21 protein-coding genes are annotated in these 23255 nt (G+C 72.1%); 6 read left to right on the top strand and 15 right to left on the bottom strand.

Annotated elements, in window-relative coordinates; all coding sequences use genetic code 11:
• Nucleotides 1-8: 8 nt before the first annotated feature.
• The 3 genes from FLX07_RS05585 to FLX07_RS05575 all read right to left on the bottom strand — a co-directional run bounded on the left by FLX07_RS05585 (nt 9) and on the right by FLX07_RS05575 (nt 3174).
• Complete coding sequence (locus tag FLX07_RS05585) at nt 9-719, bottom strand: hypothetical protein (RefSeq protein WP_142568359.1); 711 nt, start codon at nt 717-719, stop codon at nt 9-11.
• Nucleotides 720-852: 133 nt separating this feature from the next.
• The gene (locus tag FLX07_RS05580) at nt 853-1368 is read right to left on the bottom strand and encodes a hypothetical protein (RefSeq protein WP_208762090.1); all 516 of its coding nucleotides are present in this window, start codon (nt 1366-1368) and stop codon (nt 853-855) included.
• 231 nt (nt 1369-1599) lie between these two features.
• Complete coding sequence (locus FLX07_RS05575) at nt 1600-3174, bottom strand: SecDF P1 head subdomain-containing protein (RefSeq protein WP_142568357.1); 1575 nt, start codon at nt 3172-3174, stop codon at nt 1600-1602.
• Nucleotides 3175-3352: 178 nt separating this feature from the next.
• Here FLX07_RS05575 and ald point away from each other — a divergent pair, with 178 nt between their 5' ends.
• Complete coding sequence (gene ald / locus FLX07_RS05570) at nt 3353-4471, top strand: alanine dehydrogenase (protein ID WP_142568356.1); 1119 nt, start codon at nt 3353-3355, stop codon at nt 4469-4471.
• Between the two features lie 83 nt (nt 4472-4554).
• On the opposite strand, the gene FLX07_RS05565 is transcribed toward ald, so the two are convergent.
• A complete protein-coding gene (locus tag FLX07_RS05565; RefSeq protein WP_142568355.1) occupies nt 4555-5232 on the bottom strand; it encodes a DUF3105 domain-containing protein in 678 nt (225 codons plus the stop codon).
• A gap of 106 nt (nt 5233-5338) precedes the next feature.
• Here FLX07_RS05565 and FLX07_RS05560 point away from each other — a divergent pair, with 106 nt between their 5' ends.
• On the top strand, nt 5339-6019 hold the full coding sequence (locus FLX07_RS05560; RefSeq protein ID WP_229689625.1) for a DUF305 domain-containing protein: 681 nt from the start codon (nt 5339-5341) through the stop codon (nt 6017-6019).
• 48 nt (nt 6020-6067) lie between these two features.
• Here the strand turns inward: FLX07_RS05560 and FLX07_RS05555 are convergent, their stop codons facing one another.
• Entirely contained in the window at nt 6068-6916 is an 849-nt protein-coding gene (locus FLX07_RS05555) for an alpha/beta fold hydrolase (protein ID WP_142568354.1), read from the bottom strand.
• A gap of 102 nt (nt 6917-7018) precedes the next feature.
• On the opposite strand from FLX07_RS05555, the gene FLX07_RS05550 reads away from it, so the two are divergent.
• Nucleotides 7019-7846 (top strand): helix-turn-helix domain-containing protein, encoded by an 828-nt coding sequence (locus FLX07_RS05550; protein ID WP_142568353.1) that lies wholly within the window; start codon nt 7019-7021, stop codon nt 7844-7846.
• A 137-nt stretch (nt 7847-7983) separates the two neighbouring features.
• Here FLX07_RS05550 and FLX07_RS05545 read toward each other — a convergent pair whose 3' ends face one another.
• The 3 genes from FLX07_RS05545 to FLX07_RS05535 form a co-directional block, all read right to left on the bottom strand.
• Complete coding sequence (locus tag FLX07_RS05545) at nt 7984-9072, bottom strand: threonine aldolase family protein (RefSeq protein WP_142568352.1); 1089 nt, start codon at nt 9070-9072, stop codon at nt 7984-7986.
• Between the two features lie 64 nt (nt 9073-9136).
• Complete coding sequence (locus FLX07_RS05540; RefSeq protein ID WP_142568351.1) at nt 9137-9790, bottom strand: SDR family NAD(P)-dependent oxidoreductase; 654 nt, start codon at nt 9788-9790, stop codon at nt 9137-9139.
• A gap of 22 nt (nt 9791-9812) precedes the next feature.
• Nucleotides 9813-11948: a DUF6421 family protein gene (locus tag FLX07_RS05535; RefSeq protein ID WP_142568350.1), complete on the bottom strand. Its 2136-nt coding sequence runs from the start codon at nt 11946-11948 to the stop codon at nt 9813-9815.
• Between the two features lie 176 nt (nt 11949-12124).
• Between FLX07_RS05535 and FLX07_RS05530 the strand changes: the two genes are divergently transcribed.
• The gene (locus tag FLX07_RS05530) at nt 12125-12832 is read left to right on the top strand and encodes a hypothetical protein (protein ID WP_142568349.1); all 708 of its coding nucleotides are present in this window, start codon (nt 12125-12127) and stop codon (nt 12830-12832) included.
• Here the strand turns inward: FLX07_RS05530 and FLX07_RS05525 are convergent.
• Together FLX07_RS05525 and FLX07_RS05520 are read right to left on the bottom strand one after the other, a co-directional pair.
• Nucleotides 12772-13434, bottom strand: coding sequence for a response regulator (locus FLX07_RS05525; protein ID WP_142568348.1), 663 nt, complete (start codon nt 13432-13434; stop codon nt 12772-12774). The two genes, FLX07_RS05530 and FLX07_RS05525, sit on opposite strands and share 61 nt — an antisense overlap.
• On the bottom strand, nt 13431-14615 hold the full coding sequence (locus tag FLX07_RS05520) for a sensor histidine kinase (protein ID WP_167748127.1): 1185 nt from the start codon (nt 14613-14615) through the stop codon (nt 13431-13433). The genes FLX07_RS05525 and FLX07_RS05520 overlap by 4 nt, the downstream gene beginning before the upstream one ends.
• A 193-nt stretch (nt 14616-14808) precedes the next feature.
• On the opposite strand from FLX07_RS05520, the gene FLX07_RS05515 reads away from it, so the two are divergent.
• Nucleotides 14809-16437 (top strand): zinc ribbon domain-containing protein, encoded by a 1629-nt coding sequence (locus FLX07_RS05515; protein WP_142568346.1) that lies wholly within the window; start codon nt 14809-14811, stop codon nt 16435-16437.
• Between the two features lie 28 nt (nt 16438-16465).
• The gene (locus FLX07_RS05510) at nt 16466-18358 is read left to right on the top strand and encodes a serine/threonine-protein kinase (protein WP_142568345.1); all 1893 of its coding nucleotides are present in this window, start codon (nt 16466-16468) and stop codon (nt 18356-18358) included.
• 72 nt (nt 18359-18430) lie between these two features.
• On the opposite strand, the gene FLX07_RS05505 is transcribed toward FLX07_RS05510, so the two are convergent.
• From FLX07_RS05505 to FLX07_RS05485, 5 genes are all read right to left on the bottom strand, one after another.
• Complete coding sequence (locus FLX07_RS05505; protein WP_142568344.1) at nt 18431-19459, bottom strand: aldo/keto reductase; 1029 nt, start codon at nt 19457-19459, stop codon at nt 18431-18433.
• A gap of 171 nt (nt 19460-19630) precedes the next feature.
• Nucleotides 19631-20530, bottom strand: a complete 900-nt coding sequence (locus tag FLX07_RS05500) for an AraC family transcriptional regulator (protein WP_142568343.1) — start codon at nt 20528-20530, stop codon at nt 19631-19633.
• Between the two features lie 95 nt (nt 20531-20625).
• Nucleotides 20626-21360: an adenosylcobinamide amidohydrolase gene (locus FLX07_RS05495; RefSeq protein ID WP_142568342.1), complete on the bottom strand. Its 735-nt coding sequence runs from the start codon at nt 21358-21360 to the stop codon at nt 20626-20628.
• Nucleotides 21357-22172 (bottom strand): ABC transporter ATP-binding protein, encoded by an 816-nt coding sequence (locus FLX07_RS05490; protein WP_142568341.1) that lies wholly within the window; start codon nt 22170-22172, stop codon nt 21357-21359. The genes FLX07_RS05495 and FLX07_RS05490 overlap by 4 nt, the downstream gene beginning before the upstream one ends.
• Nucleotides 22169-23197 (bottom strand): FecCD family ABC transporter permease, encoded by a 1029-nt coding sequence (locus FLX07_RS05485; protein WP_142568905.1) that lies wholly within the window; start codon nt 23195-23197, stop codon nt 22169-22171. The genes FLX07_RS05490 and FLX07_RS05485 overlap by 4 nt, the downstream gene beginning before the upstream one ends.
• Between the last annotated feature and the right edge of the window lie 58 nt (nt 23198-23255).

The raw sequence follows: 23255 nt of genomic DNA, 5'->3' as shown, positions 1-23255 counted from the left end.
CCACCGGATCAGTCGGCGATGTAGCCGATGGACGTCACCTCGTAGCCGCGGCTCTTCGAGCCCCGCACATGCATGAACATGCCGCCGCCCTCGTAGGAGTAGGCGCAGCTGTGGCCCTTGGGCTCGGAGTTGCAGCCCTGGAAGAAGTACTTCACGCCCTTCGGGTCGAACTTCGTCCGGAACAGCGTCTTGACCGCCGTGCTCGTGGCGATCTCCAGGCCCTTGTTGCGGTCGCCCTTGCGCCAGGCGTCGAACAGGTGTCCGGCGGCGGCGGACGGCTTCACGAGGTGGCGCGATTCGTACACCTTGGTGACCTTGCCGCCCGACACGATCATCAGGATCCCGTCGAGCCCGCCGGGCACGCGCACGCTGGTGTGGACGAACCGGCAGGTGTTGCCCGAGCAGCCCGCGAACTTGTCCGGCGCCCGGAAGGGATAGGAGAAGAGCGTGGAGACCGCGCTCGCGGTGGCGACTCGGGAGGCCGCGTGGCGGTCCGCGCGCAGCCAGGCGCGCAACAGCTTCTTCGCGACGGCCGCCGGTGCGGCTGTGCCGTGCGCGGACGCCCGCGCAGGGGCCTGCATCGGAGCCCGCACAGGGGCGTACGCAGGGGCCTGCGCTGTGTGGGCGAGCGCCGGGCCGGCGGCAAGCAGGGAGGCGGGGACCAGGAACGCGGCGGTCGCGGCCGTGGCGGCCGTGCCTCGCAACCATCGTGCTGACACGTGCCGCACGCTACGGGGATCTGCTTGCACCCGGATTGACCCCGGCTTGCACCTACTGCCCCCGTCCTCGCGACGGCCCGCACGGGGCCTGTCACGGGGCCGTCGCCGGGCCGTCTCCGGGCCGTCTCCGGTGTCAGCCCGAGGCGAGGGACCGCTGGGCGGCCAGGCCGCGCCCGGCGGCGGCCAGGCATCCGGCCAGCAGCGTCACACCGGACAGCACTCCGCTGACCAGGGGCACCCACGCCACGGCCGAGGTGGCGGTCATGACGAGCCCGGCGACCCCGAGCACGGTGAGGACCGCGCCGGGCACCATGATCGTCCTGTCCCTCCAGATCGGTCCGAGGGCGACGAAATGGACGCCGACGACGACAGCGATCCAGGCGACGTTGCTCTCCTCGGGGCGGTTCAGGGCGCGCAGCACCGCGATGCCGCCGAAGAGCGCGACCGCTTCGATCACGACGACCACCGCGAAGCCGACGCCGAACATCTTTCCGGCCTTACCGCCTTCACCGATGCCGGGTTCGGCACCGGTGGACCTGGCGCGTCCGGCGGAGAGGAACCACGTGGCGACGACGCCGGCCAGGGCGACGGCCGCAGCGATCCGGAGGACGAGGGCGAGCGCATGGCCGAGGGGCGGTTGCGAGTTCACGAACACGAAAACAACCCCGAAAACCCCACCTATCAACAAACCAGTCATACGCCGCATGGCGGTGACTCTACCGGAATCTTGATCATCGGCCGGGCGCGCCCCGGCCGTCGGCCGGTCGGCTCAGGTCCGGGAGGGGCGGTTCGGAGGGGCCGTTCGAGAGGGGTTGGAGAGGGGTTCGGGAGGGGCGGTTCGGGAGGCCGTTCGGGGGGCCGTTCGGGTCGCGATGAGCGCTCACTGGAAGCCCTCAGGGGTGGACTGCGTGCCTCCCGGCTGTCCCGCGCCGCCCGGTTGCGCCCCGCCACCCTGCCGGGTCCCGCCCTGCTGGGTGCCGCCCGTCTGTGACCCTCCCGGCTGGCCGCCCTCGTACACCGTCCCGCCCGGCTGCGTTCCGCCGGGCTGGGTGCCATTGGTCTGGGTGCCGCCGGGCTGCGTTCCGCCGGGCTGCGTTCCGCCGGGCTGGGTGCCGCCGGGCTGCGTGCCGCCTGGCTGGCCGGCGTCGGTGGCGGCGGGCGAGGCGCCCGGGTTCTGCTGGCCCGCCGGCGCGGATCCGGTCAGCAGCGCCATGATCGCATCGGCCTGGGCCTTGTCGAAGCCCGCGACGCCGAGGCTGTCCTGGGTGATCTCCTGGGCCACCCGCGGCGCGGCCACCACCTTCTCCCCCACCACGATCGCGAGCTGCTGTTTGACCGTCTCCCGGGTGAGCGCGGCGATCTGCTCCTGGCTGGAGGGAGACAGCACGAGCCTGATCGAGTAGGTGCCGTCGTTGTCCGGCACCTCCTCGATCTTCTGCACGGTCGTGACCGTGACACCCGGGTCGAGCTGGTAGCAGGAGGTGCCCTTGTCGTCCGGGATCGCGTCCGTTCCGCTGCAGGGCGCCGCCCCCACTCCGGTGACCGGGGCGAAGTGCACGGGCGTCAGCAGGGTGCGTACGGGCGTCTGCGCGAGCGGCGGGGCGTCCGGGTTGCGGGTCATCATCACGGCGACGGCGCCGAGGACGCCTGACATGACGACCACCAGCACGAGGGCTGCGACGAGGGCGATCGTCGTCCCCCTGGTCGCCCTCGGCTCCGTGGGGCCGGCGGGGGCGGGCGGCCCGTCACCCGGCCCTGCGGCCCCCTCTGGGGGCGCGCCGTCGGGTGCGTCCGGCGTCCCGGGCACGGCAAGCTCCACCGGCTCATCGAGCGGGGCGGGGATGTCGGCGACACCGGGCACGCCGGCGAGTTCGCCGGGAACCCCAAGCGGGTCACCCGGCATGCCGGGCGCGCCGAGGGGGTCGCTCAGTCCACCGGGCACGCCGAGGGGGTCGTCCAGTCCACCGGGCACGCCGAGAGGCTCACCCTGCAGACCGGGCACACCGGGTACACCGAGGGGGTCGTCCGATCCGCCGAATCCGTCCGGCATGCCGAAGGGGTCCCCATGTCCCGGAGGCCCGCCGGGCTCACCCGGCACACCGGCCGGGCCACCGACCGGGCCGATGAGCGTGTCACCGAGCGGATCTCCAAGCCCGTCCGGCGGCTCACCGCGCACACCGCGCACACCGAGCGGGTCGCCGGACCCGCCCACAGGCACGCCGTACGTGTCACCGCCGCCGGCGGCGGGCAGGACGGCCGTCTCTCCCGTCGCGCCGGACGCGCCGCCGAACCAGCCACCCCACTCGCCGGACGTCTCACCGGACACCTCGCCGGGCACGCCGTCGCGATCCTCAGGGCCGACCGGCTTCGGCACGGGCGCCGTCTCGGCACCCGATGTCAGGCCGCCGGGCCGTGGGCCCGACTCCTCGTCTCCCGGCACGGGCGCGTTGTGCATTCCCACCTCGATCCCTTACACCGCTCGCAGAGCCTACCGAGGTCTGCCAACCACGGGTAACCGGCCAACCATGGAACGTTCAACACCCCCCTTTTCTTGACAATTTGTCATGAATATCCGCCAAATGGTTGCCCGTTGCCCGATGCCCACACGGACGTGGGGAGCAGACAGTGAAGACATGAAGGTGGGAGTTCCCCGAGAGATCAAGACGCACGAGTACCGGGTCGCGCTCACACCCGCGGGGGTCAACGAGTTCGCGTGCAAGGGGCATCGGGTCCTCGTCGAGAAGGGCGCGGGACTGGGATCCGCGATCCCGGACGAGGACTTCGCCGCGGCCGGGGCCGTCATCATCGGCACGGCGGACGAGGTGTGGGCCGAGGGCGACCTGATCCTGAAGGTCAAGGAACCGGTGCCGGAGGAGTACCACCGCATGCGCAAGGGCCAGGTGCTGTTCACCTACCTCCATCTGGCCGCCTCGGAGTCCTGCACCCGGGCCATGCTGGAGTCGGGCGTGACCGGCATCGCGTACGAGACCGTGCAGAAACCCGACCGCACGCTGCCGCTGCTCGCGCCCATGTCCGAGGTCGCCGGACGGCTCGCGCCGCAGGTGGGCGCCTACCATCTCATGCGCCAGGGCGGCGGGCGCGGCGTGCTGATGAGCGGCGTCCCCGGCACCTACCCGGCCAAGGTGGCGGTGATCGGCGCGGGGGTGTCGGGCATGAACGCCGCCGCGGTCGCCGTGGGCCTGCGGGCCCAGGTGCTGCTGCTCGACCGCGACGTCGACCGGTTACGCCACGCCGACCTCGTGTTCCGGGGAGGCTGCCAGACGGTGGCGTCCAACGCGTACGAGGTCGAGCGGGCGGTGGTGGACGCGGACCTGGTGATCGGCGCGGTGCTCGTGCCGGGAGCCAAGGCGCCGACCCTGGTGAGCAACGATCTCGTCGCCCGGATGAAGCCCGGGTCGGTGCTGGTGGACATCTCCATCGACCAGGGCGGCTGTTTCGAGGACTCGCGGCCGACCACGCACGCCGACCCGGTCTACCGGGTGCACGACTCGGTGTTCTACTGCGTGGCCAACATGCCGGGGGCGGTGCCGCACACCTCGACGTACGCCCTGACCAACGTCACGCTGCCGTACGCGCTGGCGATCGCTGGCCTGGGCTGGCGCGAGGCGCTGATCGCCGACCCCGCGCTCGCCCTCGGTCTGAGCACCCACCAGGGCCACCTCACGAGCCGCCCGGTGGCCGAGGCCCACGGGCTGGAGACCGTGCCCGTGGACCGCGTGCTGATTCCCTGACCCGGCCGGGTGGATCAGGATTCCCCGAGCCCGGCCGGGACGTCCGGATCAGGATTCCCTGACCCGGGCCGGGGACGTCCGGATCAGGAGGACGGGGCCGTGCTGGGCATCGGCTCCTGCGTCGTGTCCCCCTGCGGCGGCGGGAGCGGCTGCTCGTCGGTGGTGCCGATCCCGCCCGAGCAGGAGGCGCCGTACTCGGGGGTGGTGGTCGGGTTCTGCTTGTACTTCTTGATGAACTCCGGCAGTCGGGGGTCCTCCGCCGAGTCCAGCGCGATCTGGTGGTTCCAGGAGCTGGCGACAATCTTGGACGGCAGGTTCGGGTAAGGGCTCAGCAGCATGTAGTCGGCGGAGGCGAGCGTCTTGAGCTTGTCCACCTCGGCCTTCGGCAGGTCGGGCCGGTAGGTGATCCACACCGCGCCGTGCTCCAGCGAGTGGACGCCGTGCTCGTTGTGGATGGGCTTGTCGTAGATGCCGCAGTTCTGCCAGTAGAAGTTGTGCTGGCCGCCGACCGGCGGAGTCTCCTTGTAGGACACCTTCGTCCAGGAGTGGTCGGAGCCCTTGTAATTGAAGGTCTTGGCGGCGCTGAGCGACTTGGCCGAGCGGTCGTTGACCACGTAGACGGCGACGAGGGCGACCAGGACGACGATCACGAGGCCGCCTATCCCCCACATGAGAAGCGCGGCGCGCCGCTCCTTGCGCTTCTGATCGGCGCGCATGCGGGCGAGGTGCTCACGCCTCGCCTGCGCCTTCTCCTTGGTCATCGCTCCTCCAACCACTGATCACTGACACCCCCGCTGCGTATGGAGAATAGTGGCTAAAGGTATTGCTTCGGGCAGAGCGACGGCGGTGGCGAGTAGCCTGTGGGCGGTGAGCACTGACATCGACGCGGTAGGGGACGACACAGTCGAAACCGCTCCCCCGGCCGGACGCCGCCTCCCCGTCCTCGGGCTGGTCGTCGTCCTCCTCGCTGCGGCGGCGCTCGTGCTGTTCTTCACCAGGCAGGCAACGCCCGGGGACACCTCCCCCGAGGCCGGTTTCGCCAGGGACATGGGGGTCCACCACGCGCAGGCGGTGGAGATGTCCTTCGTCCTCAGGGACAAGACCTCCGACGAGCAGCTGCGCAGCCTGGCGTACGACATCATCACGACGCAGAGCACCCAGCGTGGAATTTTCATGGGCTGGCTGCAGCAGTGGGGGCTCGACCAGAGCTCCGACCGCCCGGCGATGGCCTGGATGTCCGGTCACGGGCACGGCGGCGGATCCGCGACCGGCCTGCTGCCCGACGGCAGGATGCCGGGCATGGCCTCCGAGGAGGAGATGAACCGGCTCCGCCAGGCCACGGGCAAGGACGCCGAGATCCTCTTCCTCCAGCTCATGATCCGCCACCACCAGGGCGGCGTGGACATGGCCCAGGGCCTGCTCAAGCTGTCGGACCGCGACGAGGTGCGCGCCCTGGCCCAGCACATCGTGGACGGCCAGAACGCCGAGATCCGCGTGATGAAGGACCTGCTGGCCATGCGGGGAGCCCAGCCGCTCCCCGCGCCGTGACCCTCTTCATCCGGTCCGCCGCCGGCCGCGGCGGACGATGGCCGGGCTTCAGTCCCGCGCGGCGTGGATCGCGGTGAAGGCCAGCAGGGGGCCGGCGGTCCGCGCTGGGTCCTCGAGCATGGGCGAGTGCCCGAGACCGGGCAGCATCTCGACCTTCGCGCCCGGAACCTTCAGGTAGTCGGCGGCGGATGAGGATCGCCATCTGCGGTCGTCCTCGCCGAAGATCACCAGGAGCGGCTTGCCGAGGGTCGTCAGCCGCTCCGGGAGCGCCCGCTGCTCCAGGTAGTCGCGGGTGGCCCGCATCGTCTCGGTGAACGTGTGGAAGGTCATCATGCGCACCTCGTCCAGAAGCTCCTGGGGGATCCGGTAGCCCGCGCGGCTGAAACCGCTGCTCGCGAGCCGGCGGATCTGCTCGTCGGTCGGCGGCCACTGCGACGGTGCGACCGCCGCGGACTCCGACGCGATGAAGGCGTCCATGCGGGGTCCGGTGTTGATGAGCGCGAGCGCGATCACCAGGTCGGGCCGTTGCTCGGCGAGAGCGGCGGCGACCGTGCCGCCGCTGGAATGGCCGGCCACGACCGCCTGCTCGACGCCGAGCCGGTCCAGCGCCACGCCGACCCGGCGTCCCTGGTCCGGGGGCGCGTAGCTCGGACCGGCCGGTTTGGCGGACCGGCCGTGCCCGAGCAGGTCGATCCGGATGACGCGATGCGACCCGGTCAGCAGCGGAACCAGGCAGTCCCACGAGCGCGCCGAGGAGGCGGACCCGTGGATCAGCAGGAGTGCCGGGGCGTCGCGGGGGCCGTCCTGGCACACGTGGATGTCGCCGTCGTCCAGGGACAGCGTCGAACTCTCGGTGGTCTCGGCTTCCGTGAGCCGCTTGCCGTCGGAAACAGTCATGCGCCCACTGTCGCCGCCGATGCGCGCCGGCGTCTTGGACGAATGTTCCCCCCGCTTGTTCCCCCCGCGTGTTCCCCTCGCTGCTCGCATAGCCTGGCGGCTGTGTCGACATTCGTGCACGGTGCGGCGGTGTGGGACGTCGCCTCCCCGCGGCGGCCCAGCCGGGTGGCCGGTGTCACCATGGCCGGGTTCCGCGTCGGCGACCTGAACGCGCTCCGGATGGTCCCGCACCCGGCCGTGACGCTGCTGCTGGAGTTCGGCGCCGGTTCGCCCGTCGTGGACCACGCCGGGCGACGGCAGCGCGGAAGTCTCGTCGCCGGGCCCGGACTCGGGTCCGGAGGCGCGGCCTGGGCACGGGGGGAGAACGTCGAGTGCGTGCAGGTGCGCCTGTCCCCGGTCGTCGCACGCGCGGTCCTGGGCATCTCCCCCGCCGACATCGACGGCGCCGTGGTGGCCCTCGACGACCTGTGGGGCCGGGAGGCGTCACAGGTCCGCGAGCGGCTGGCGGGCGTCTCCTCCTGGGAGGATCGCTTCGCGTTGACCGGCGCGCTGCTCGCCCGCCGGCATGAGGCGGGGCCTCCGGTGGACCCGGAGGTGGCCTGGGCCTGGCGCCGGATCGTCGCGGGACGCGGCCTGGTCCGGGTCGACCGGCTGGCCGCCGAGCTCGGATGGAGCCGTAAGCGCCTGTGGTCCCGATTCCACTCGCAGATCGGCCTGCCGCCCAAGCGCGCCGCGAAGCTGATCCGCTTCGATCACGCCGCCCACCGGCTGGTCGCGGGTGGCAGCGCGGCCCGGGTCGCGGCGGAGGCCGGCTACGCCGACCAGTCCCACCTGCATCGAGAGGTCGTGGAGTTCGCCGGAGTGACCCCGGCGAACGTGGCGGGCGAGCCGTTCCTGGCGGTCGACGACATCGCGTGGCCCGGCCGGTAGGCGCCCGCCACGCCGGATCCCTCGCCGGCCGGCGGTGCAGGTCCCTGATCCCGGGGCAGACGCGGCCGCGAAGACGTCCTCGGCCGGAGCCGGCCGCCGTCGATCGGCCGCGTCACCGACTTGCCCGGGGACTACGGCTAGGCGCGCAGCTCCTCGGCCAGCGCCGCGGCGAACGCGTCCACGTCGGCCTCGGTGGTGTCGAAGGCGCACATCCACCGCACCTCGACCATGCCCCCGCCGACCTGCTCGTTCCAGTTGTAGAACCGGAACCGCTTGCGCAGCCGGTCGGCCACGTCGGCCGGCAGGACCGCGAAGACCGCGTTGGCCTCGACCGAACGCGGCACGCTCACCCCGGGCAGGTCCCGTACGGCGTCGGCGAGCCGCCGCGCCATCGCGTTGGCCTGGCGGGCGTTGCGCAGCCACAGGTCACCGCCGAGCAGGGCCTCGAACTGCACCGACACGAAGCGCATCTTCGAGGCGAGCTGCATGCTCGTCTTGCGCAGGTACGGCAGGCCGCGCGAGGCCTCCGGGTTCAGCACGACGACGGCCTCGCCCAGCATCAGACCGATCTTGGTGCCGCCGAAGGACAGCACGTCGACCCCCGCGTCCGTGGTCAGGGCGCGCAGCGGCACGTCCAGGGCGGCGGCGGCATTGGTGATCCGCGACCCGTCGAGGTGGACGAACATCCCCAGCTCATGGGCGTGGTCGCAGATCGCCTTGATCTCGGCCGGGGTGTAGAGCGTGCCCAGTTCGGTCGCGTTGGAGATCGACACGGCCCGGGGCTGCGCCCGGTGCACGTCGCCGAGCCCCCACGCGTACCGGTCGATCAGGCCGGGCGTGAGCTTGCCGTCGGGGGTCGGCACGGTCAGCAGCTTCAGCCCGCCGGTGACCTCGGGCGCGCCGCCCTCGTCGGTGTTGATGTGCGCGGTCTCGGGGCAGACCACGGCCTCCCAGTGGGCGCACATGGAGCGCAGCGACACGACGTTGGCCGCCGTGCCGTTGAACACGGGGAACACCTCGGCCTGCTCGCCGAAGTGCCTGCGGAAGACGCCCCGGACCGCCTCGGTGTAGACGTCGTCGCCGTAGGAGGTCTGGTGTCCCCCGTTGGCGAGGGCGATCGCCTCCAGGACCTCGGGGTGCACCCCCGCGTAGTTGTCGCTGGCGAACGTCCGGTTCGCCGGGTCGTGCCGGCGTACGGCATCGGTTGTCACGAGATGTCTCCCCATCGCGGTTTCGGCCCCGCGGCGGGCCCGTACAGGCCGGGCCGCGGGTCCGGGTCATCAGCGTAGATCAGGGTGTGAGGTCGATCCTGCGGCCGTTGACCGCAGCCGGCTCCTCATCCCACAGGCCCGCGATCGCCGCCGCCAGATCCTTCACGTCGGTGAAGGTCCGATACGGCTTGTCCGGATTCGCGGCCCTCATCTCATCGTGCACCAACGCGTTGACCACCAGGACCACCGCGGCGGCGGAGGTGTCCTTCAGCGCGTCGGCCAGCGACAGCGTCCACGCCTCGGCGGCGGCCTTCGCGGCGGCGTACGCCGCGCCGCCCTGCGTCGGCTTCTGCGCGGCCCGGGCCGACACGATCACGAAACGGCCGTTCCCGCTCGCCCGCAGCAGCGGCTCGAACTCCAGCGACACGTTCTGCAGGGTCCTGATCAGCAGATCGTGCAGCAGGTCCCAGTCGTCGAGCGAGGTGCCGGCGAAGGTCTTCGACCCGCGCCAGCCGCCGACCAGGTGGACGACGCCGTCCACCCGGCCGTGCTCGGCCCGCACCCGCTCGGCGAGGCCGCGTACGGCGTCCCGGTCGAGCAGGTCGACGGCCAGACAGCCCTCGGCGCCGGACCTGTCCACCCCGATGACCGTGTCCCCGAGCTCGGCGAACCTCCCGGCGACGGCGCGGCCGGCCGGGCCGCCCGCCCCCATGACCACGATCACCCTGCTCATCGCACGCCCTCCAGATCCGCGCTCACGCCCGGATGCCCCGGGTCGACTCCACCACCTCGGTGAGCTTACGGCGCAGGGCCTCATAGAACATGCTCAGGGGGAACTCGTCGGGCAGCACGGCGTCGACCATGGCCTTCTGCTCGGTGGGCAGCGCCTGGGCGCCCTGCTTCCACGCGGACGCCGGGTCGGGCTCGACGTAGGTCGCGACCAGCTCGTGCGCGGCGAGCCAGTGCGCGCGCTTGGACCGGTCGATGCCGTCGCGGTAGAGCTTGTCCACCTCGCCGCGCAGGTCGGCGACGCCGTCGGCGACCCGCGACCAGTCGATCGTCAGACGGTTGTCGGTCCATCGCACGATGCCCTGCCGGTGCAGGTAGGCAAACAGCAGCTGGCCGCCGAGCCCGTCGTAGTTGCGCACCCGCTCGCCGGTGATCGGGAAGCGGAACAGCCGGTCGAACAGGATGGCGTACTGCACGTACCGCGCGTGCGGCACGCCCGCGGCCTCCAGCTTCACGGCCTCGCCGTACGCCGTGAGGTCGCAGCGCAGCTCCTCCAGGCTGTAGAGCCAGTACGGCATGCGCTGCTTGATCATGAACGGGTCGAACGGCAGGTCGCCGTGGCTGTGCGTGCGGTCGTGGACGAGGTCCCACAGCACGAACGTGTCCTGGGCGAGGTCCTGGGACGCCAGCAGCCGGGCGGCGTCCGGCGGCAGCTCCAGCTTCAGCGTGGCCGCGGCGGCCTCGCTGACCCGGCGGAACCGGGCCGCCTCGCGGTCGCAGAAGATGCCGCCCCAGGTGAAGCGCGGCGGGGCCTGGCGCACGACCACGGTCTCGGGGAACAGCACGGCCGAGTTGGTGTCGTAGCCGGAGGTGAAGTCCACGAACGCGATCGGCACGAACATCGGGTTGTCGTAGCCGCCCCGCTCCAGCTCGGCCAGCCAGTCGGGCCACACGACCCGGATCCAGACCGCCTCGACGTTGCGGTTCGGGTTGCCGTTCTGGGTGTACATCGGGAAGACGACCAGGTGCTCCAGGCCGTCGATCCGCTGGGCATCGGGGTGGAAGACGTTCAGCGAGTCGAGGAAGTCGGGCTTGCCGAGACCGGCCGCCACCCACGCGCGGAAGTCCTTCATCACCGCGTCGAGATACTCGGCGTCGTGCGGGAAGTGCGGCGCGAGCCGTCCGACGCCGTCGACGATCTCGCTGATGCACGCCACGGCCTCGTCGTGGTCTCCGCTGATCGAGCCGTCCTTGGCCTGGAGCGGGCGCAGCCGCTCCACGGCGGCCTTCAGCCGGGCGAACTCCTCCACCGCCTCGGGGCGGGACACGCGGCCGGCGCCGGACGCCTCGGGCACGCGGGCGGCCCAGGTCGTCAGGTTGCCCCACAGCTTCTCGTGGTCGTAGTCGCGGATCGAGTCGTCTCCGAACAGGTCGGAGTCGGCCAGGACGACCACCCGGCCGCCGCCGTGCCGTACGGCTGCGGCGAGCGGGGCGTTCGCGGGGTCGGCGGACCCGGAGGTCGTGAACAGCACGCTCGCCCCGGCGGGCACGCCGAGGGTGCCCGCACGGTAGAAGCAGGCCCGCCCGACCCCTGCCAGCAGGTCCTGGGCCGGCAGGCCCTGGACCGGCAGGCCCTGGACCTGCTGGCCCTGGGTCGTGCCGCCCCGCTCGGTCACGGCCTGTGCGGAGGGGACGCCGAGGATCCAGGTGGCCACCCTGTTGTGGCAGTTGCCGGGGTCCTGCACGGTCGTGTGCTCGACCGTCACCCCGAACCGGGCGAGCAGCTCGCCCAGGTTGCTGCCGTACTTCTCCTGCTCGTGCTCGGCCAGCACGATGAGGCCGCCGCCTCCCGCGACGTACGCCTCGACCGCGTCGATCTCCTCGGCGGAGAAGACGGGGCTGCCGACTCCCGTGGTGCGCTCCCAGCGCTCGGCCGAGGGATGCGCGACCACGAGGACGTCACACCCGTCCAGCACGTCCCGCGTGATCGGGCCCTCGGTGTGCGCGCGCACCGTGTGGCCGAGCCTGCGCAGCGCCCCGGCGGCCTCCGCGTAGCTGTTGTCGTCGGGGTGGGCGGGGTTCATGGCCTCGGCGACCTCCCGCCGGATCGTCCATGCCTCGCTGTGTGCCTCGTCGAACAGGACCGCCGGGAACGCCTTCATGAAAAATCTCCCGTAGTGTGAGCCGTCTTCCGAAAAATATACACATATCTAGCCTTATGGCGATAAGTCGCTCTAGCGGATGAGGAGCAATCATCCGGACGGCGGACGAGTCCCCGAGGGTCGCCCACCTACCGTCACCGGCCGTAGGGAGAAAGACCCGAAGGGAAAGATCGATCATGAAACTGTCCGACTCGGTGGCCTTCCGGCGCACCGTCACCGGCGTCCTGCTGTTCGTCGCGCCGCTGCTGCAGTTCGTCGCGCTGCTCGTCGACCCCGGCACCTGGGGCGCCGACCGCGAGATCCTCAGCTACGGCGACAACCCGGCCCTGGCCCAGCTGGAGTCGGCGCTCTACCACTGGAGCTGGGTGCTCGTCCCGATCGCGGCCGTCGGCCTGCTGCACCTGGTGCGCAGGAGGTCCGTCGCCTTCGGGCACATCGCCGGAGGCATGACGATCATCGGCTACATCAGCGTCTCGGCGCTGCTCCTCATGGACCCCGTGGAGTGGTGGTTCGGGCAGCACTACCCGGTCGAGCAGGGCCAGAAGATGTTCGACGAGGTGTTCAACCTGCCCGGCGTCATCTTCGGGTTCACGCTGCCGTGGATCTACCTCGGCATGGTCGGCCTGCCGCTGCTCGTGCTGGCCGTCTCGCGCACCGGCTTCGTCCACTGGTGGGTGCCGGCCGTCGTCGCGGTGGGCTACCTGGGCGCGATCCCGGTGCCCTACAGCCCGCTGACGATCCCGTTCTGGGGCGCCCCCGTCATCGCCATGGGCTACCTCGGCCTCAAGGTGCTGCGCATGACGAACGCCGAATGGGCGTCGTACTACCCGAGCGCCGACCCCGGCGTCACCACGCCCGACTCGTACGCGAACACGACCGCCTGAGCGCGGTCGCGCAGGTTCAGCTTCATGAGCACGCGGGCGACGTGGGTCTTGACCGTGGCCTCGCCGACGAAGAGCTCCCTGGCGATCTCGGCGTTGGTGAGGCCCCGGGCGAGCATCCGCAGCACCTCCAGCTCGCGCGGGGTGAGCTCGGCGAGCTGCGGCGGCCGGACCGGCTCGTGCCGGCCCGCGAAGGAGGCGATCACCCGCGTGGTGACGGCGGGGTCGAGCAGGCCGTCACCCGCGGCGACGACCCTGATGGCCTCCACGAGCTGCTCGGGCGGCGACACCTTCAGCAGGAAGCCGCTGGTCCCCGCGCGCAGCGCGGCGTACAGGTTCTCGTCGGTGTCGAACGTCGTCAGCATGACGACCTTGGGCGGCCGTGGCGCGTCGAGCAGCCGCCTGGCCGCGGTGAGTCCGTCCATGCGCGGCATCGCGATGTCCATGAGCACGACGTCGGGCTGCACCCGGCGGGCCAGGGCGACCGCCTCGGCGCCGTCGGCGGCCTCGCCCACGACCTCCATTCCGGGCTCGCTCTCGACCACCATGCGCAGGCCGGCCCGGATCATCGCCTGGTCGTCGGCGAGGACGATGCGGATGGTCAATTCGTCGCCTCGCTCATCGGCACCCCCTGGGAGATCGGCAGCGTCGCGCGCACGCGGTAGCCACCCCGCGGCAGCGGCCCGGCGTCGAGGGAGCCGCCGAACAGCTCGGCCCGCTCGCGCATGCCGATGAGCCCGTTGCCGGTGGACAGCGCCGGTCCGGCGCCCCCGCCATTATCGGTGATCTCCAGCTCCAGCCGGTCGGGGTGGTAGGCGATCCGGATGCGCGCGTCGGCGTCCCCGGCGTACTTGACCGCGTTGGTGAGGGCCTCCTGCACGATCCGGTAGGCCGACAGGTCGAGACCGGGCGCGAGCCGTAGCCGCTCGCCCTCCGTCTCCAGCGTCACGCGAAGCCCCGACGATCCGACCGTCGAGATGAGGTTGGGCACCATGTCGAGCCCCGGCTGGGGCAGCGCCTCGTCCTGCGGCATCCGCAGCGCGCCCAGCATGATCCGCAGCTCCTCGACCGCCTCCCGGCCCGCCTGCTCGATGCCGCTGAGCATCTCGGCCTCCGGGGAGGGTCCGTCCGCCTGCGCCACGCCCATCCGGCGGCGCAGCACCCCGGCCTGCATGACCATCATGCTGACGCTGTGGGCCACCACGTCGTGCAGCTCCCTGGCGATCCGGTTGCGCTCGGCGGCGACGGCCTCGGCGGCCCGGCGTTCCCGCTCCACCTCCAGCCGCGCCGCCCGCTCGCTCATCCGGTGCGCGCGCAGAAGGTAACCGCGCAGGGCCAGGCCCGTGGCGTACGCCGAGCCGAACATCACCGTGAGGTAGACGACCTCCTGGAACGGCAGGAACCGGTGGTCGACGGCCCCCGAGTCGAAGACGAGGATGCCCACCAGGGCCCAGGTCCCGCCCGGTTTGAACGGCAGATGCGCGCCGATCGTGTGGAAGACGATGAGCAGCGCGGCGAGCTGCCAGACCGGGCACGACTCGTTGCCCTGCCGGTGCCAGGCGTACTGCGCGAGGATCATCAGGATGAAGACCGCCACCGGGGCCCTGCGGCGATACCAGACCAGGACGCCGGTGACCAGCGCCTGCCCGACCCACCACAGCTCGGGGTTTTGGGCCGCGCCGTAATCCTTGGCGTCCGTGAACGCCTCAAGGGTGCCCAGCGCGATGATCGCGAGGCCGATCAGGAGGTCGACGCGGGGGACGGAGCGGAGGGGGGACGAGCGCATGCGCGCAGAGTAATCCCTGCCCGGGGCGGCGCGCATCAGGCAACAGACGTCCGCAATCGACCTGCAAGCCAACGTCAAGTGACCGCGCGATCATCGCCCTGTATCAAGTGGGTGTCGGTCACGATGCTCACCTTGTCGAGCACTGTCCGCGCTGAGACGCTTTAAGCGTTCCGAACAGGCCTAGGAGAAGCAGATGCCCCGCCTGCACTCTGTCATCGCGGGGCTGGGCGCGCTCTCGGCGCTCGCGGCGCCCTTGCTCCACCCGCACCCCAGCGGTTCCACCGACCGGGTCACCCCCGGCGCGGTACGTGTGGAGTCCTCCTCACACGTCCGCATCACGCTGCTCGACGACCGCGGTGTGATCAAGCAGATGGCCCGGGACTACGACGTCGACCTGGCGAAGGGCAGCGGCTTCACGGTGACGCCCGACGGCGTGGTCGTCACCGCGACCCAGATCGTGCAGGCCACCGACGACCCCCGGGTGTACGCCGCCAACCGGGTGTTCGCCGAATACTTCAAGGTGAAGATCCCGGCCGACTTCAAGCGGCACTCGCTGGGCGACGCCGACCTCGACCGGCGACTCCAGTCGTGCTACCCGCCGCAGCAGACCGACTCGACCTGCATCGCCGACGTCACGACGAACGTCAGCGTCTTCCCCTACCTCGACCCGCCGCCGCCCGGAGGGCTGCCCGCGCAGATCCTGACCTCCGGGGCGTCCCCCGCGTCCCCGGCCGTGCTGAAGGTCACCAAGGGCGGCGAGAAGCAGTCGCTGCCCACGGTCCCGCTGGGCACGACGATCGGCGGCGCGGTCGAGTCGCTCGACGTCATGTCGCTCCCGGGCAGGCCCTCGGCGAAGACCCCGCCCAAGCTCGACACCGCGCATCTCAACCCGCCGGGCAGCCGGACCGTCAAGGAGCGCGACAAGGTCCTCAAGCTGCTGGACGCCGGCGCGCCCGGCGCGGCCCTCATCGACGACGGCAGGAGCGAGGTGGTCGGGTTCGTCTCCGGGGGCGGCGGCGAGCCGGAGACCATCACCCCCGCCGACGACATCCGCAGCGCGCTGGTCGCCGCCGGCGTCACCCCCCGCCGCGGCCCGGTCGACGTCGTGTACGAGAACGCGCTCGCCTCCTACCACAACAAGCTCTACACCGGCGCGATACCGGCGCTGCAGCAGGTGCTCAACCTGCGGCCCGACCACGCGGTCGCGGCCGATCATCTGCGGGTCGCCCAGTCCAAGGCGGGCACGGGGGAGGACGCGGGCGTCGGACCGACGGCGCGCCCGGCCGCGGTCGAGCAGCCGAAGTCGTCGCTGCCGCCGTACGTGTGGGCGGCCGGCGGCGTTGTGGTCCTCGCGCTGCTGGTCGTGGGCGTCGTGCTGCTGCGCCGCAGGGGCACGAAACGACCCGCCGCCGGCGGCCAGACGGACCCGGGGATCGACGGGCACGGTCTCGCCGCGCAGGGGGGCCTCGCCGGTGAGGCCGGGTCCTACCCGCCCAAGGAGAACTCCTGGCCGCCGTATGCTGTCACGAGGGTGTTCGGGGCCGAGGCCGCCCGGTCTCCCGAGGTCGTGGGGCCGGCTCCGGCGGCTCCCGTGGCCGCGGACGCGTCCCTGCCCGGCGGGCAGGCGCGCCCCGCGGACCCATCGCCGCCGCGCGGGCACGCGCATCCGGCCGACCCCTCGCCGCCGGCCGGGCAGTCGTACCCGCCGAACCCGTCGCCGCCGCGCGGGCAGGCGCAACTAAAGTTCTGCACGCAGTGCGGCATGCGGCTGGGCCAGGGGCATCGCTTCTGCGGCTTCTGCGGGAACCCGACCGATTCGTGATCAAAAGAATGCTCAAGGGGGAGACCGGATGACCGAGGGGCCCGTGATGCCGCCGCTGGTGGGGCGGCGGCTCGGCGACTACACGGTCGAGGCGGTCGTCGGGCGGGGCGGCATGGCGACGGTCTACCGGGCGCGCGACCAGCGGCTCGGGCGGGCCGTGGCGCTGAAGGTGCTCGCGCCGCAGCTCGCGCACGACGACCGCTTCCGCGACCGGTTCGTCCGCGAGTCCCGGATGGTGGCCAGCATCGACCACCCCAACATCATCCCGGTGTACGAGGCCGGCGAACGCGACGACCTGCTGTTCATCGCCATGCGCTACGTCGAGGGCAACGACATGCGCAAGCTCGTGCAGTCGGAGGGCCCGCTGCCGGTCGGGCGGGCCAACCCGCTGTTCGCGCAGATCGCCTCGGCGCTGGACGCCGCACACGCCCACGGCCTGGTGCACCGCGACGTGAAACCCGCCAACATCCTGGTCACGCGATCCGACCACGTCTACCTGACCGACTTCGGGCTCACCAAGAGCTCCTCGGCCGAGGCCGGGCTGACCAGCCACGGTCACTTCATGGGCACCCCGCGCTACGTCGCCCCCGAGCAGATCCGGGGTCTGCCGGTCGACGGCCGGAGCGATCTGTACGCCTTCGCCTGCGTCGTGTACGAGGCGCTCGCCGGGCAGCCGCCGTTCCAGCGGGACACCGAACTCGCGCTCCTCTACGCGCACGTGTCCCACGACCCGCCGCCGCTCACGCCGTACCGGCCCGACCTGCCGCACGCGGTGAACGCCGTGATCACGCGGGCGCTGGCCAAGTCGCCGGGCGAGCGGTTCGAGACGTGCCAGGCGTTCGTGTCCGCGCTGCGCGACGCGATCAGCGGGGGCGCGGGCGACCCGGCGTCGGCCTCCCCGTCGTATCCCCCGGTTCCCCAGGGCTCCTCGTCGTACCCCCCGGTTCCCCCAGGCTCCTCGTCGTATCCCCCGGATCGCGCGCGCTCCCCGGTCTCACCGGTCTCCCCCGTCTCCCCGGGACCTGCCGGGTCCCGTCCGCAGGGGTCCTACCCGCCGGTCACGCCCTCCTCGTTCCCTCCCGGCACCAGGCCGCCCGTCTCCCATCCCTCCGGCTCGGTGCCCGCGGAGTCCCGCCCGCCCGTGAGCCACCCGTTCGCCGGCCCACCGCAGGACCCAACGCAGGGGGCGGTGCAGGGGGTGGTGCAGGGGGCGGTGCAGGGGTACGGGTCGTACCCGCCCGGGTCGCCGCACTCGCAGGCGACGGTCGCCTCGCCTGCCTCGCGCGGCCAACGGCGGGGGCTGCCGCTCGGGCCGCTGATCGGCGGCCTGGCGGTCCTGGTGTCGATCGCGGTCGCCGCCGCGCTGCTGCTCACCAGGGGCGGGGACGCCGCCGCGACGTGGCTCACCTACCCGGGCAGCACCGCGGCGCCGTTCACCATGTCCTACCCCTCGGCCTGGGGCGAGGCCAAGACGAACGCCGACCAGTGGATGATCGCCTCTCCGTCCCTGGAGGAGTTCAACGCGCTGTTCGCGGTGCCGGGCAACACCGACTGGTCGAAGGTGAACCCCATCATCTCGGCCCATCCGGACCAGGCCACGGGCGTTTTCGCCCAGGTCAGCAACACGCTGAGCACCGCGGACTCGCCGATGGAGCTCCAGGAGAGCCTGGGCCCCGCGCTCCCCGGCGTGACCACCTACTACGGTGTGCCGACGCCGACGACCGTCGGAGCCAGGCCGGCGTTCCGGATCGAGGGCGTGCTCAGCGACCCCCAGCAGGCCGGGCGGCTCGACTTCATCGCCTACCTGGTCCGGCAGGGCGACACGGGCACGACCGTGCTGATCACGTTCTTCTGCCCGGCAGGCAGGTTCGACCGGTCGAACATCGACCACATGGTGAACACGATCACTTTCATGTCCTAGCCGGTGGGGTGCCCCACCTGGGCTCGCCGGGCCGCTCCCGGGCCTTCGACCGGGTGTGCCTCCGCCGGTCGGTCAGGCCGCGGAGCGCTCGGCGGCCGGGCGGCGGCGCCAGATCACGTGTGAGACGGCCGGTGGGGTGTAGGACACGTCGTTCGGGCCGGCGTCGGTGCCGGGCGGAGCGATCTCGTCGATCCGGTCGAGGACCTCGTCGTCCAGGGTGACGCCGACGCCGGCCAGCAGGTCGTCGAGCTGTCCCATGGTGCGCGGCCCGATGATCGCCGAGGTGACACCCGGGTGAGCGATCGCGAACGCCATCGCGAGGTGGGTCATCGGCAGGCCGGCCTTCTCGGCGAGCGGGATGAGCTGTTCGACGACGTCGAGTTTGCGCTGGTCGGTGAAGTGCTGCGGCATTCCGCCGGACCGGTGGGTGTCCGTGTGCTGCCCCTTGCGGAAGCGGCCGGTGAGCAGGCCCTGGCCCAGTGGGCTCCAGACCAGGGTGCCCATCCCGTAGCGCTGACAGACCGGCAGCACCTCTCGTTCGATGCTCCGGTTCAGGATCGAGTACGGCGGCTGCTCGGTCCGGAAGCGCTCCAACCCGCGCCGCTCGGCGGCCCACTGCGCCTCGACGATCTCCGAGGCGGGGAAGGTCGACGCACCGATCGCCCGCACTTTGCCGCTGCGGACCAGGTCGGACAGGGCCGACAGCGTCTCCTCCACGTCGACTGCCGGGTCGGGGCGGTGGATCTGGTAGAGGTCGAGGTGGTCGGTCTGCAGGCGGCGCAGCGAGTTCTCGACGGCGGTCATGATCCAGCGCCGTGAGTTGCCCCGGTGGTTCGGATCGTCGCCCATCGGATAGTGCACCTTGCTAGCCAGCACGACGTCGTCGCGGCGGCCCTTGAGCGCCTTCCCGACGATCACCTCGGACTCACCGGCGGAGTACACGTCGGCGGTGTCGACGAAGTTGATCCCCGCGTCCAGGGCCCTGTGGATGATCCGGATCGAGTCGTCGTGGTCGGGGTTGCCCATGGCCCCGAACATCATGGTGCCCAGGCAGTACGGGCTGACCGCGATTCCGGTCCGGCCCAGCGTGCGGTATTTCATGAGTCCCCCTTGGAAGCGTTCGCGATCGGCATGGTGACGCGTCGCGAGCGGGTCGGCCTGCACCCCGCGCTTGAGGGCAGGTTCCGCTACATCCATGCAAGCAACGAGGCGAGCGCCGGGCCTTCACGATCCTCCTCCGTGGTTGCACAATCCTCTTCGCTCAGGTGGGAGTCACGGCAGCGCGACCGCTGCGGGGCCGGCTCCGCCCCGCAGGCGCACCGCGTCGACGCTGGGCGGAGCACCGAACTGGCGCCGGTACTCCCGGCTGAACTGGGACGGGTTGTCGTACCCGACGTGCCGGCCCACGCCGGTGACGTCGTTCGGACTGTTCGCCAGCAGCAGCCTCGCCGCCTGCAGCCGCATCTGCTTCTGGAACTGGATCGGACTCATCGTCGTCACCATCTGGAAGTTCCGGTGGAAAGCGGAGACGCTCATCCCCGAAAGCCGTGCCAGCTCCTCGACCCGGAACGGCTGGGTGTAGTTCTCCCGGATCCACCGCACGGCACGTTCGATGTGGCTCAGGCTGCTGTCCGCGAGGCCGAGCTGACGGACGGCGTCGCCCTGTTCCCCGGTCATCAACCGCCAGAGGATCTCCCGCTTGACCAGCGGGACGAGCGCCTTCCGGTCCCCTGGCCGGTCGAGCAGGCGCAGCAGCCGTACGACCGCGTCGAGCAACTCGTCCGGGGCGTCGCTGACCGCGATGCCCGGCGGTGCGGCGCCGGTGGACCGCGGCTGCTCCCCCGGCCCGGTCCGCAGCAGCAACTCGGCGATGACGGCGGGTTCCAGGGTCATCCCGAAACCGAGCGAGGGGCTGGCGGTGTCGACGAAATGCCCCGTCACCGGGAGGTCGACCGAAGCGACGAGATACTGGCCGGCGCCGTACTCGTAGACGCGGTCTCCCAGCGCCAGACGCTTGCCGCCCTGGGCGATGACCGCCAGCACCGTGCCGGACATCGAGGACACCGGCGGAACGGCATGGTCGGCCTTGCAGACCCGGACGCCGTCGATGGCCGTGGTCAAGCCGGGACGCGCATGCCGTTCCAGCAGGGTACGAAGCTCGTCCAGAGACATGCCACCATTGCAGCACCCCGCCCGACCCATCCCGCCGGCCGATCGAACGGCACATCCAGCCCGGCGGCCCGCTCCTGATCCGAAGTGATCCAGAGCTAGAGATCGCGGAAGCGGGCTGTGGTGCCGGCCCGCCGGGTGCGCCAGTCCCCCGCACCGTCGAGGACGGCCCGGTGCACCGCGCGGGCGATCCGCGCGCCCCAGACGGAGCGCGGGCCGCCGAACGCCTCCGCCGGGCCGTCCTCCCGTACGGCGACGCAGACGGCGTCGGACGCGGTCCCGGTGCAGGGGAATCCCGCCTCCAGCAGCGCCTGCGTCTTCGCCTCGGTAACCGTCATGACGGCGTTGACCAGCGCCGGGTCGGAGAACGCGACCGGCACGGCCACCAGGATGTTGATCGTCCCCGGGCGCGGCACGCGCCCACCGGTCTCGCACACCCCGGCGTGCTCCCGCCCGGACTCCGGGGCGGCCGGCAGGCCGGGGTCGGCCACGCCCTCGGGCGCGGCCGCCCAGGTCGGCACGCCCAGGCCCACCGTCGCGACGGCCTCCGCTCCCCCGTCGGCCGCCACGGCGTACCGCTCCACCAGCGCCGCCGTCATCATGCCCACACCGGGACCGCCGGGACCGAGCGCCTCCATGTGCTCGACGGGGTCCATGCGCGAGTAACCGGCGGCCACCTGCGCGTTCAGCACCCACTCACGGGGGCCGATGCCGCCGCCGAGCATGGCCGAGGAGATCATCCGCCAGCCGGGCCCGAACCGCCACAGCAGCGCGCCCAGCCGCAGGCCGTCCTCCGTTCGGTAGCTCAGGGACGGCCGCGGGACACCCGTCATGCCTTCTCCGTCGCCGAGGAGACCGGCGGGCGGACCAGGTGGACGACCGGGCGCCCCTCGGGGCCCGGCTCCACCCGTACGCGGGCGCCGAAGTGCTCGGTCAGCAGCGGCTCGGCCAGCACCCGCGCGGGCGGCCCGGCCGCGACCGCGCGCCCCGCGGCGAGCAGCACGAGCGCGTCGGCGTACTGCGCGGCGAGGCTGAGGTCGTGCAGCGTCGTCACGACGGTGAGATCGTCGGCCAGGCGCAGCCGGTCGACGAGTTCGAGCACCTGCTGCTGGTGGCCCAGATCGAGCGCCGTGGTCGGCTCGTCGAGCAGCAGCACCGGCGCCTGCTGCACCAGCGCCCTGGCGAGCACGACGCGCTGCCGCTCGCCGCCGGACAGGTGCCCGAGCGGCCGGGACGCGAAGCCGTCCAGGTCGAGCCGTTCCAGCACCGACCGCGTCACCTCGCGGTCCCGCGCGCTCTCGCTGCCGAGATAGGCGATGTACGGCGTGCGGCCGAGCAGCGCGTAGTCGTAGACCGACATGTCGGGCGGCAGCGCCGGGCTCTGCGGGGCGTAGGCGATCAGCCGGGCCCGCCGGCGCGGGCGCAGGTCGTCGACGGCCGTCCCCTCGACGAGCACCTCGCCCTCCCTCGGCACCAGCCCGGCGACGGCCCGCAGCAGCGTGGACTTGCCCGCGCCGTTCGGCCCGATGACCGCCAGCCACTGGCCCGGCGCGGCCGACAGCGTGACGTCCGTGAGCACCGGCCGCCCGCCCAGCGTGACGCCCACGCCGCGCGCCTCGACGGCCGGTACGGCGCGCCCGCTCACGTCTCCACCCGCCGGGTCACGCGCAGGACGGTGACGAAGAACGGCGCACCGACGAACGCCGTGACCACCCCGATCGGCAGTTCGGCCGGCGCGAGCACCGTACGCGCGATCGTGTCGGCCAGCACGAGGAACGCCGCGCCGCCCAGGAACGACAGCGGCAGCACGATCCGATAGGACCAGCCGGCGAGCCGTCGGACCACGTGCGGCACCACGATCCCGACGAACGCGATCAGCCCGCTCACCGCCACCGCCGAGGCGGTGGCGAGCGAGGCGGCCAGCAGCACGACGAAGCGCACGCGCGCCGCGCGCAGGCCGAGGCTGACCGCCTCCTCGTCGCCCACCGACAGCACGTCGAGCAGTCTGCCGTGCAGCAGCATGACGACGGTCGACACCACGGCGTACGGCGCGATCATGCGGAGCTGGTCCCAGCCGCCGCCGACGTCGCCGAGTATCCAGGAGTAGATCCGCTGCAGTTCGTCCACCTTGAGCTGCTGCACGAAGGTCTGGACGGCGGTGAGGAACGAGGTGACCGCGACCCCGGCGAGCACGAGCGTCGCGGTGCCGCCGCCCCGGCCCGCCGTGTGGCCAAGCGCGTACGCGAGGAACACCCCGCCGACGCTCCCGGCGAAGGCGGCGATCGGCACCGCGCCCACCCCGGCGTCTCCGCCTATGAAGACCACGACGAGCGTCACCGTGAGGCCGGCCCCGGCCGCCGCCCCGAGCAGGTAGGGATCGGCCAGCGGATTGCGGAACACGCCCTGGTAGCCGGCCCCGGCCGTGGCCAGCAGCCCGCCCACGACGGCGGCGAGCAGCACCCGCGGCACCCGGAGCTGGAACAGCAGCCCCTCCTCGACCGGTGCGAGCCCCGAGTGCACGGACACCAGCGGCAGCCGGTCGAGCAGCGCCAGCGCGATGGCGCGGGGCGAGATGCCGGCCGCGCCCGCCATCAGGCCGAGGGCGAGACTGGCCACCAGCACGGCGGACGCGACCAACAGCGCACGGCCGCGCGGCCGGGCCGGCGTCATCACGCCACCACCGGCCTCACCGCGTCACCGCTCACCGCACCACCGCTCACCGCACCAC

Origin of the sequence: Microbispora bryophytorum, assembly GCF_006874465.1 — a bacterium.
In the GTDB taxonomy this organism is placed as follows: Bacteria; Actinomycetota; Actinomycetes; order Streptosporangiales; family Streptosporangiaceae; genus Microbispora; species Microbispora bryophytorum.
Note: the sequence above shows the minus strand (reverse complement) of the source record. Positions and strands in the feature narration are given on the sequence as shown.

Coding starts and splice junctions, on each gene's coding strand:
- FLX07_RS05575 (WP_142568357.1), bottom strand. CDS start 3,174: ATGCACAACGCGCCCGTGCCGGGAGACGAGGAGTCGGGCCCACGGCCC.
- ald (WP_142568356.1), top strand. CDS start 3,353: ATGAAGGTGGGAGTTCCCCGAGAGATCAAGACGCACGAGTACCGGGTC.
- FLX07_RS05565 (WP_142568355.1), bottom strand. CDS start 5,232: ATGACCAAGGAGAAGGCGCAGGCGAGGCGTGAGCACCTCGCCCGCATG.
- FLX07_RS05555 (WP_142568354.1), bottom strand. CDS start 6,916: ATGACTGTTTCCGACGGCAAGCGGCTCACGGAAGCCGAGACCACCGAG.
- FLX07_RS05545 (WP_142568352.1), bottom strand. CDS start 9,072: ATGGGGAGACATCTCGTGACAACCGATGCCGTACGCCGGCACGACCCG.
- FLX07_RS05540 (WP_142568351.1), bottom strand. CDS start 9,790: ATGAGCAGGGTGATCGTGGTCATGGGGGCGGGCGGCCCGGCCGGCCGC.
- FLX07_RS05535 (WP_142568350.1), bottom strand. CDS start 11,948: ATGAAGGCGTTCCCGGCGGTCCTGTTCGACGAGGCACACAGCGAGGCA.
- FLX07_RS05530 (WP_142568349.1), top strand. CDS start 12,125: ATGAAACTGTCCGACTCGGTGGCCTTCCGGCGCACCGTCACCGGCGTC.
- FLX07_RS05520 (WP_167748127.1), bottom strand. CDS start 14,615: ATGCGCTCGTCCCCCCTCCGCTCCGTCCCCCGCGTCGACCTCCTGATC.
- FLX07_RS05515 (WP_142568346.1), top strand. CDS start 14,809: ATGCCCCGCCTGCACTCTGTCATCGCGGGGCTGGGCGCGCTCTCGGCG.
- FLX07_RS05510 (WP_142568345.1), top strand. CDS start 16,466: ATGACCGAGGGGCCCGTGATGCCGCCGCTGGTGGGGCGGCGGCTCGGC.
- FLX07_RS05505 (WP_142568344.1), bottom strand. CDS start 19,459: ATGAAATACCGCACGCTGGGCCGGACCGGAATCGCGGTCAGCCCGTAC.
- FLX07_RS05500 (WP_142568343.1), bottom strand. CDS start 20,530: ATGTCTCTGGACGAGCTTCGTACCCTGCTGGAACGGCATGCGCGTCCC.
- FLX07_RS05495 (WP_142568342.1), bottom strand. CDS start 21,360: ATGACGGGTGTCCCGCGGCCGTCCCTGAGCTACCGAACGGAGGACGGC.
- FLX07_RS05485 (WP_142568905.1), bottom strand. CDS start 23,197: ATGACGCCGGCCCGGCCGCGCGGCCGTGCGCTGTTGGTCGCGTCCGCC.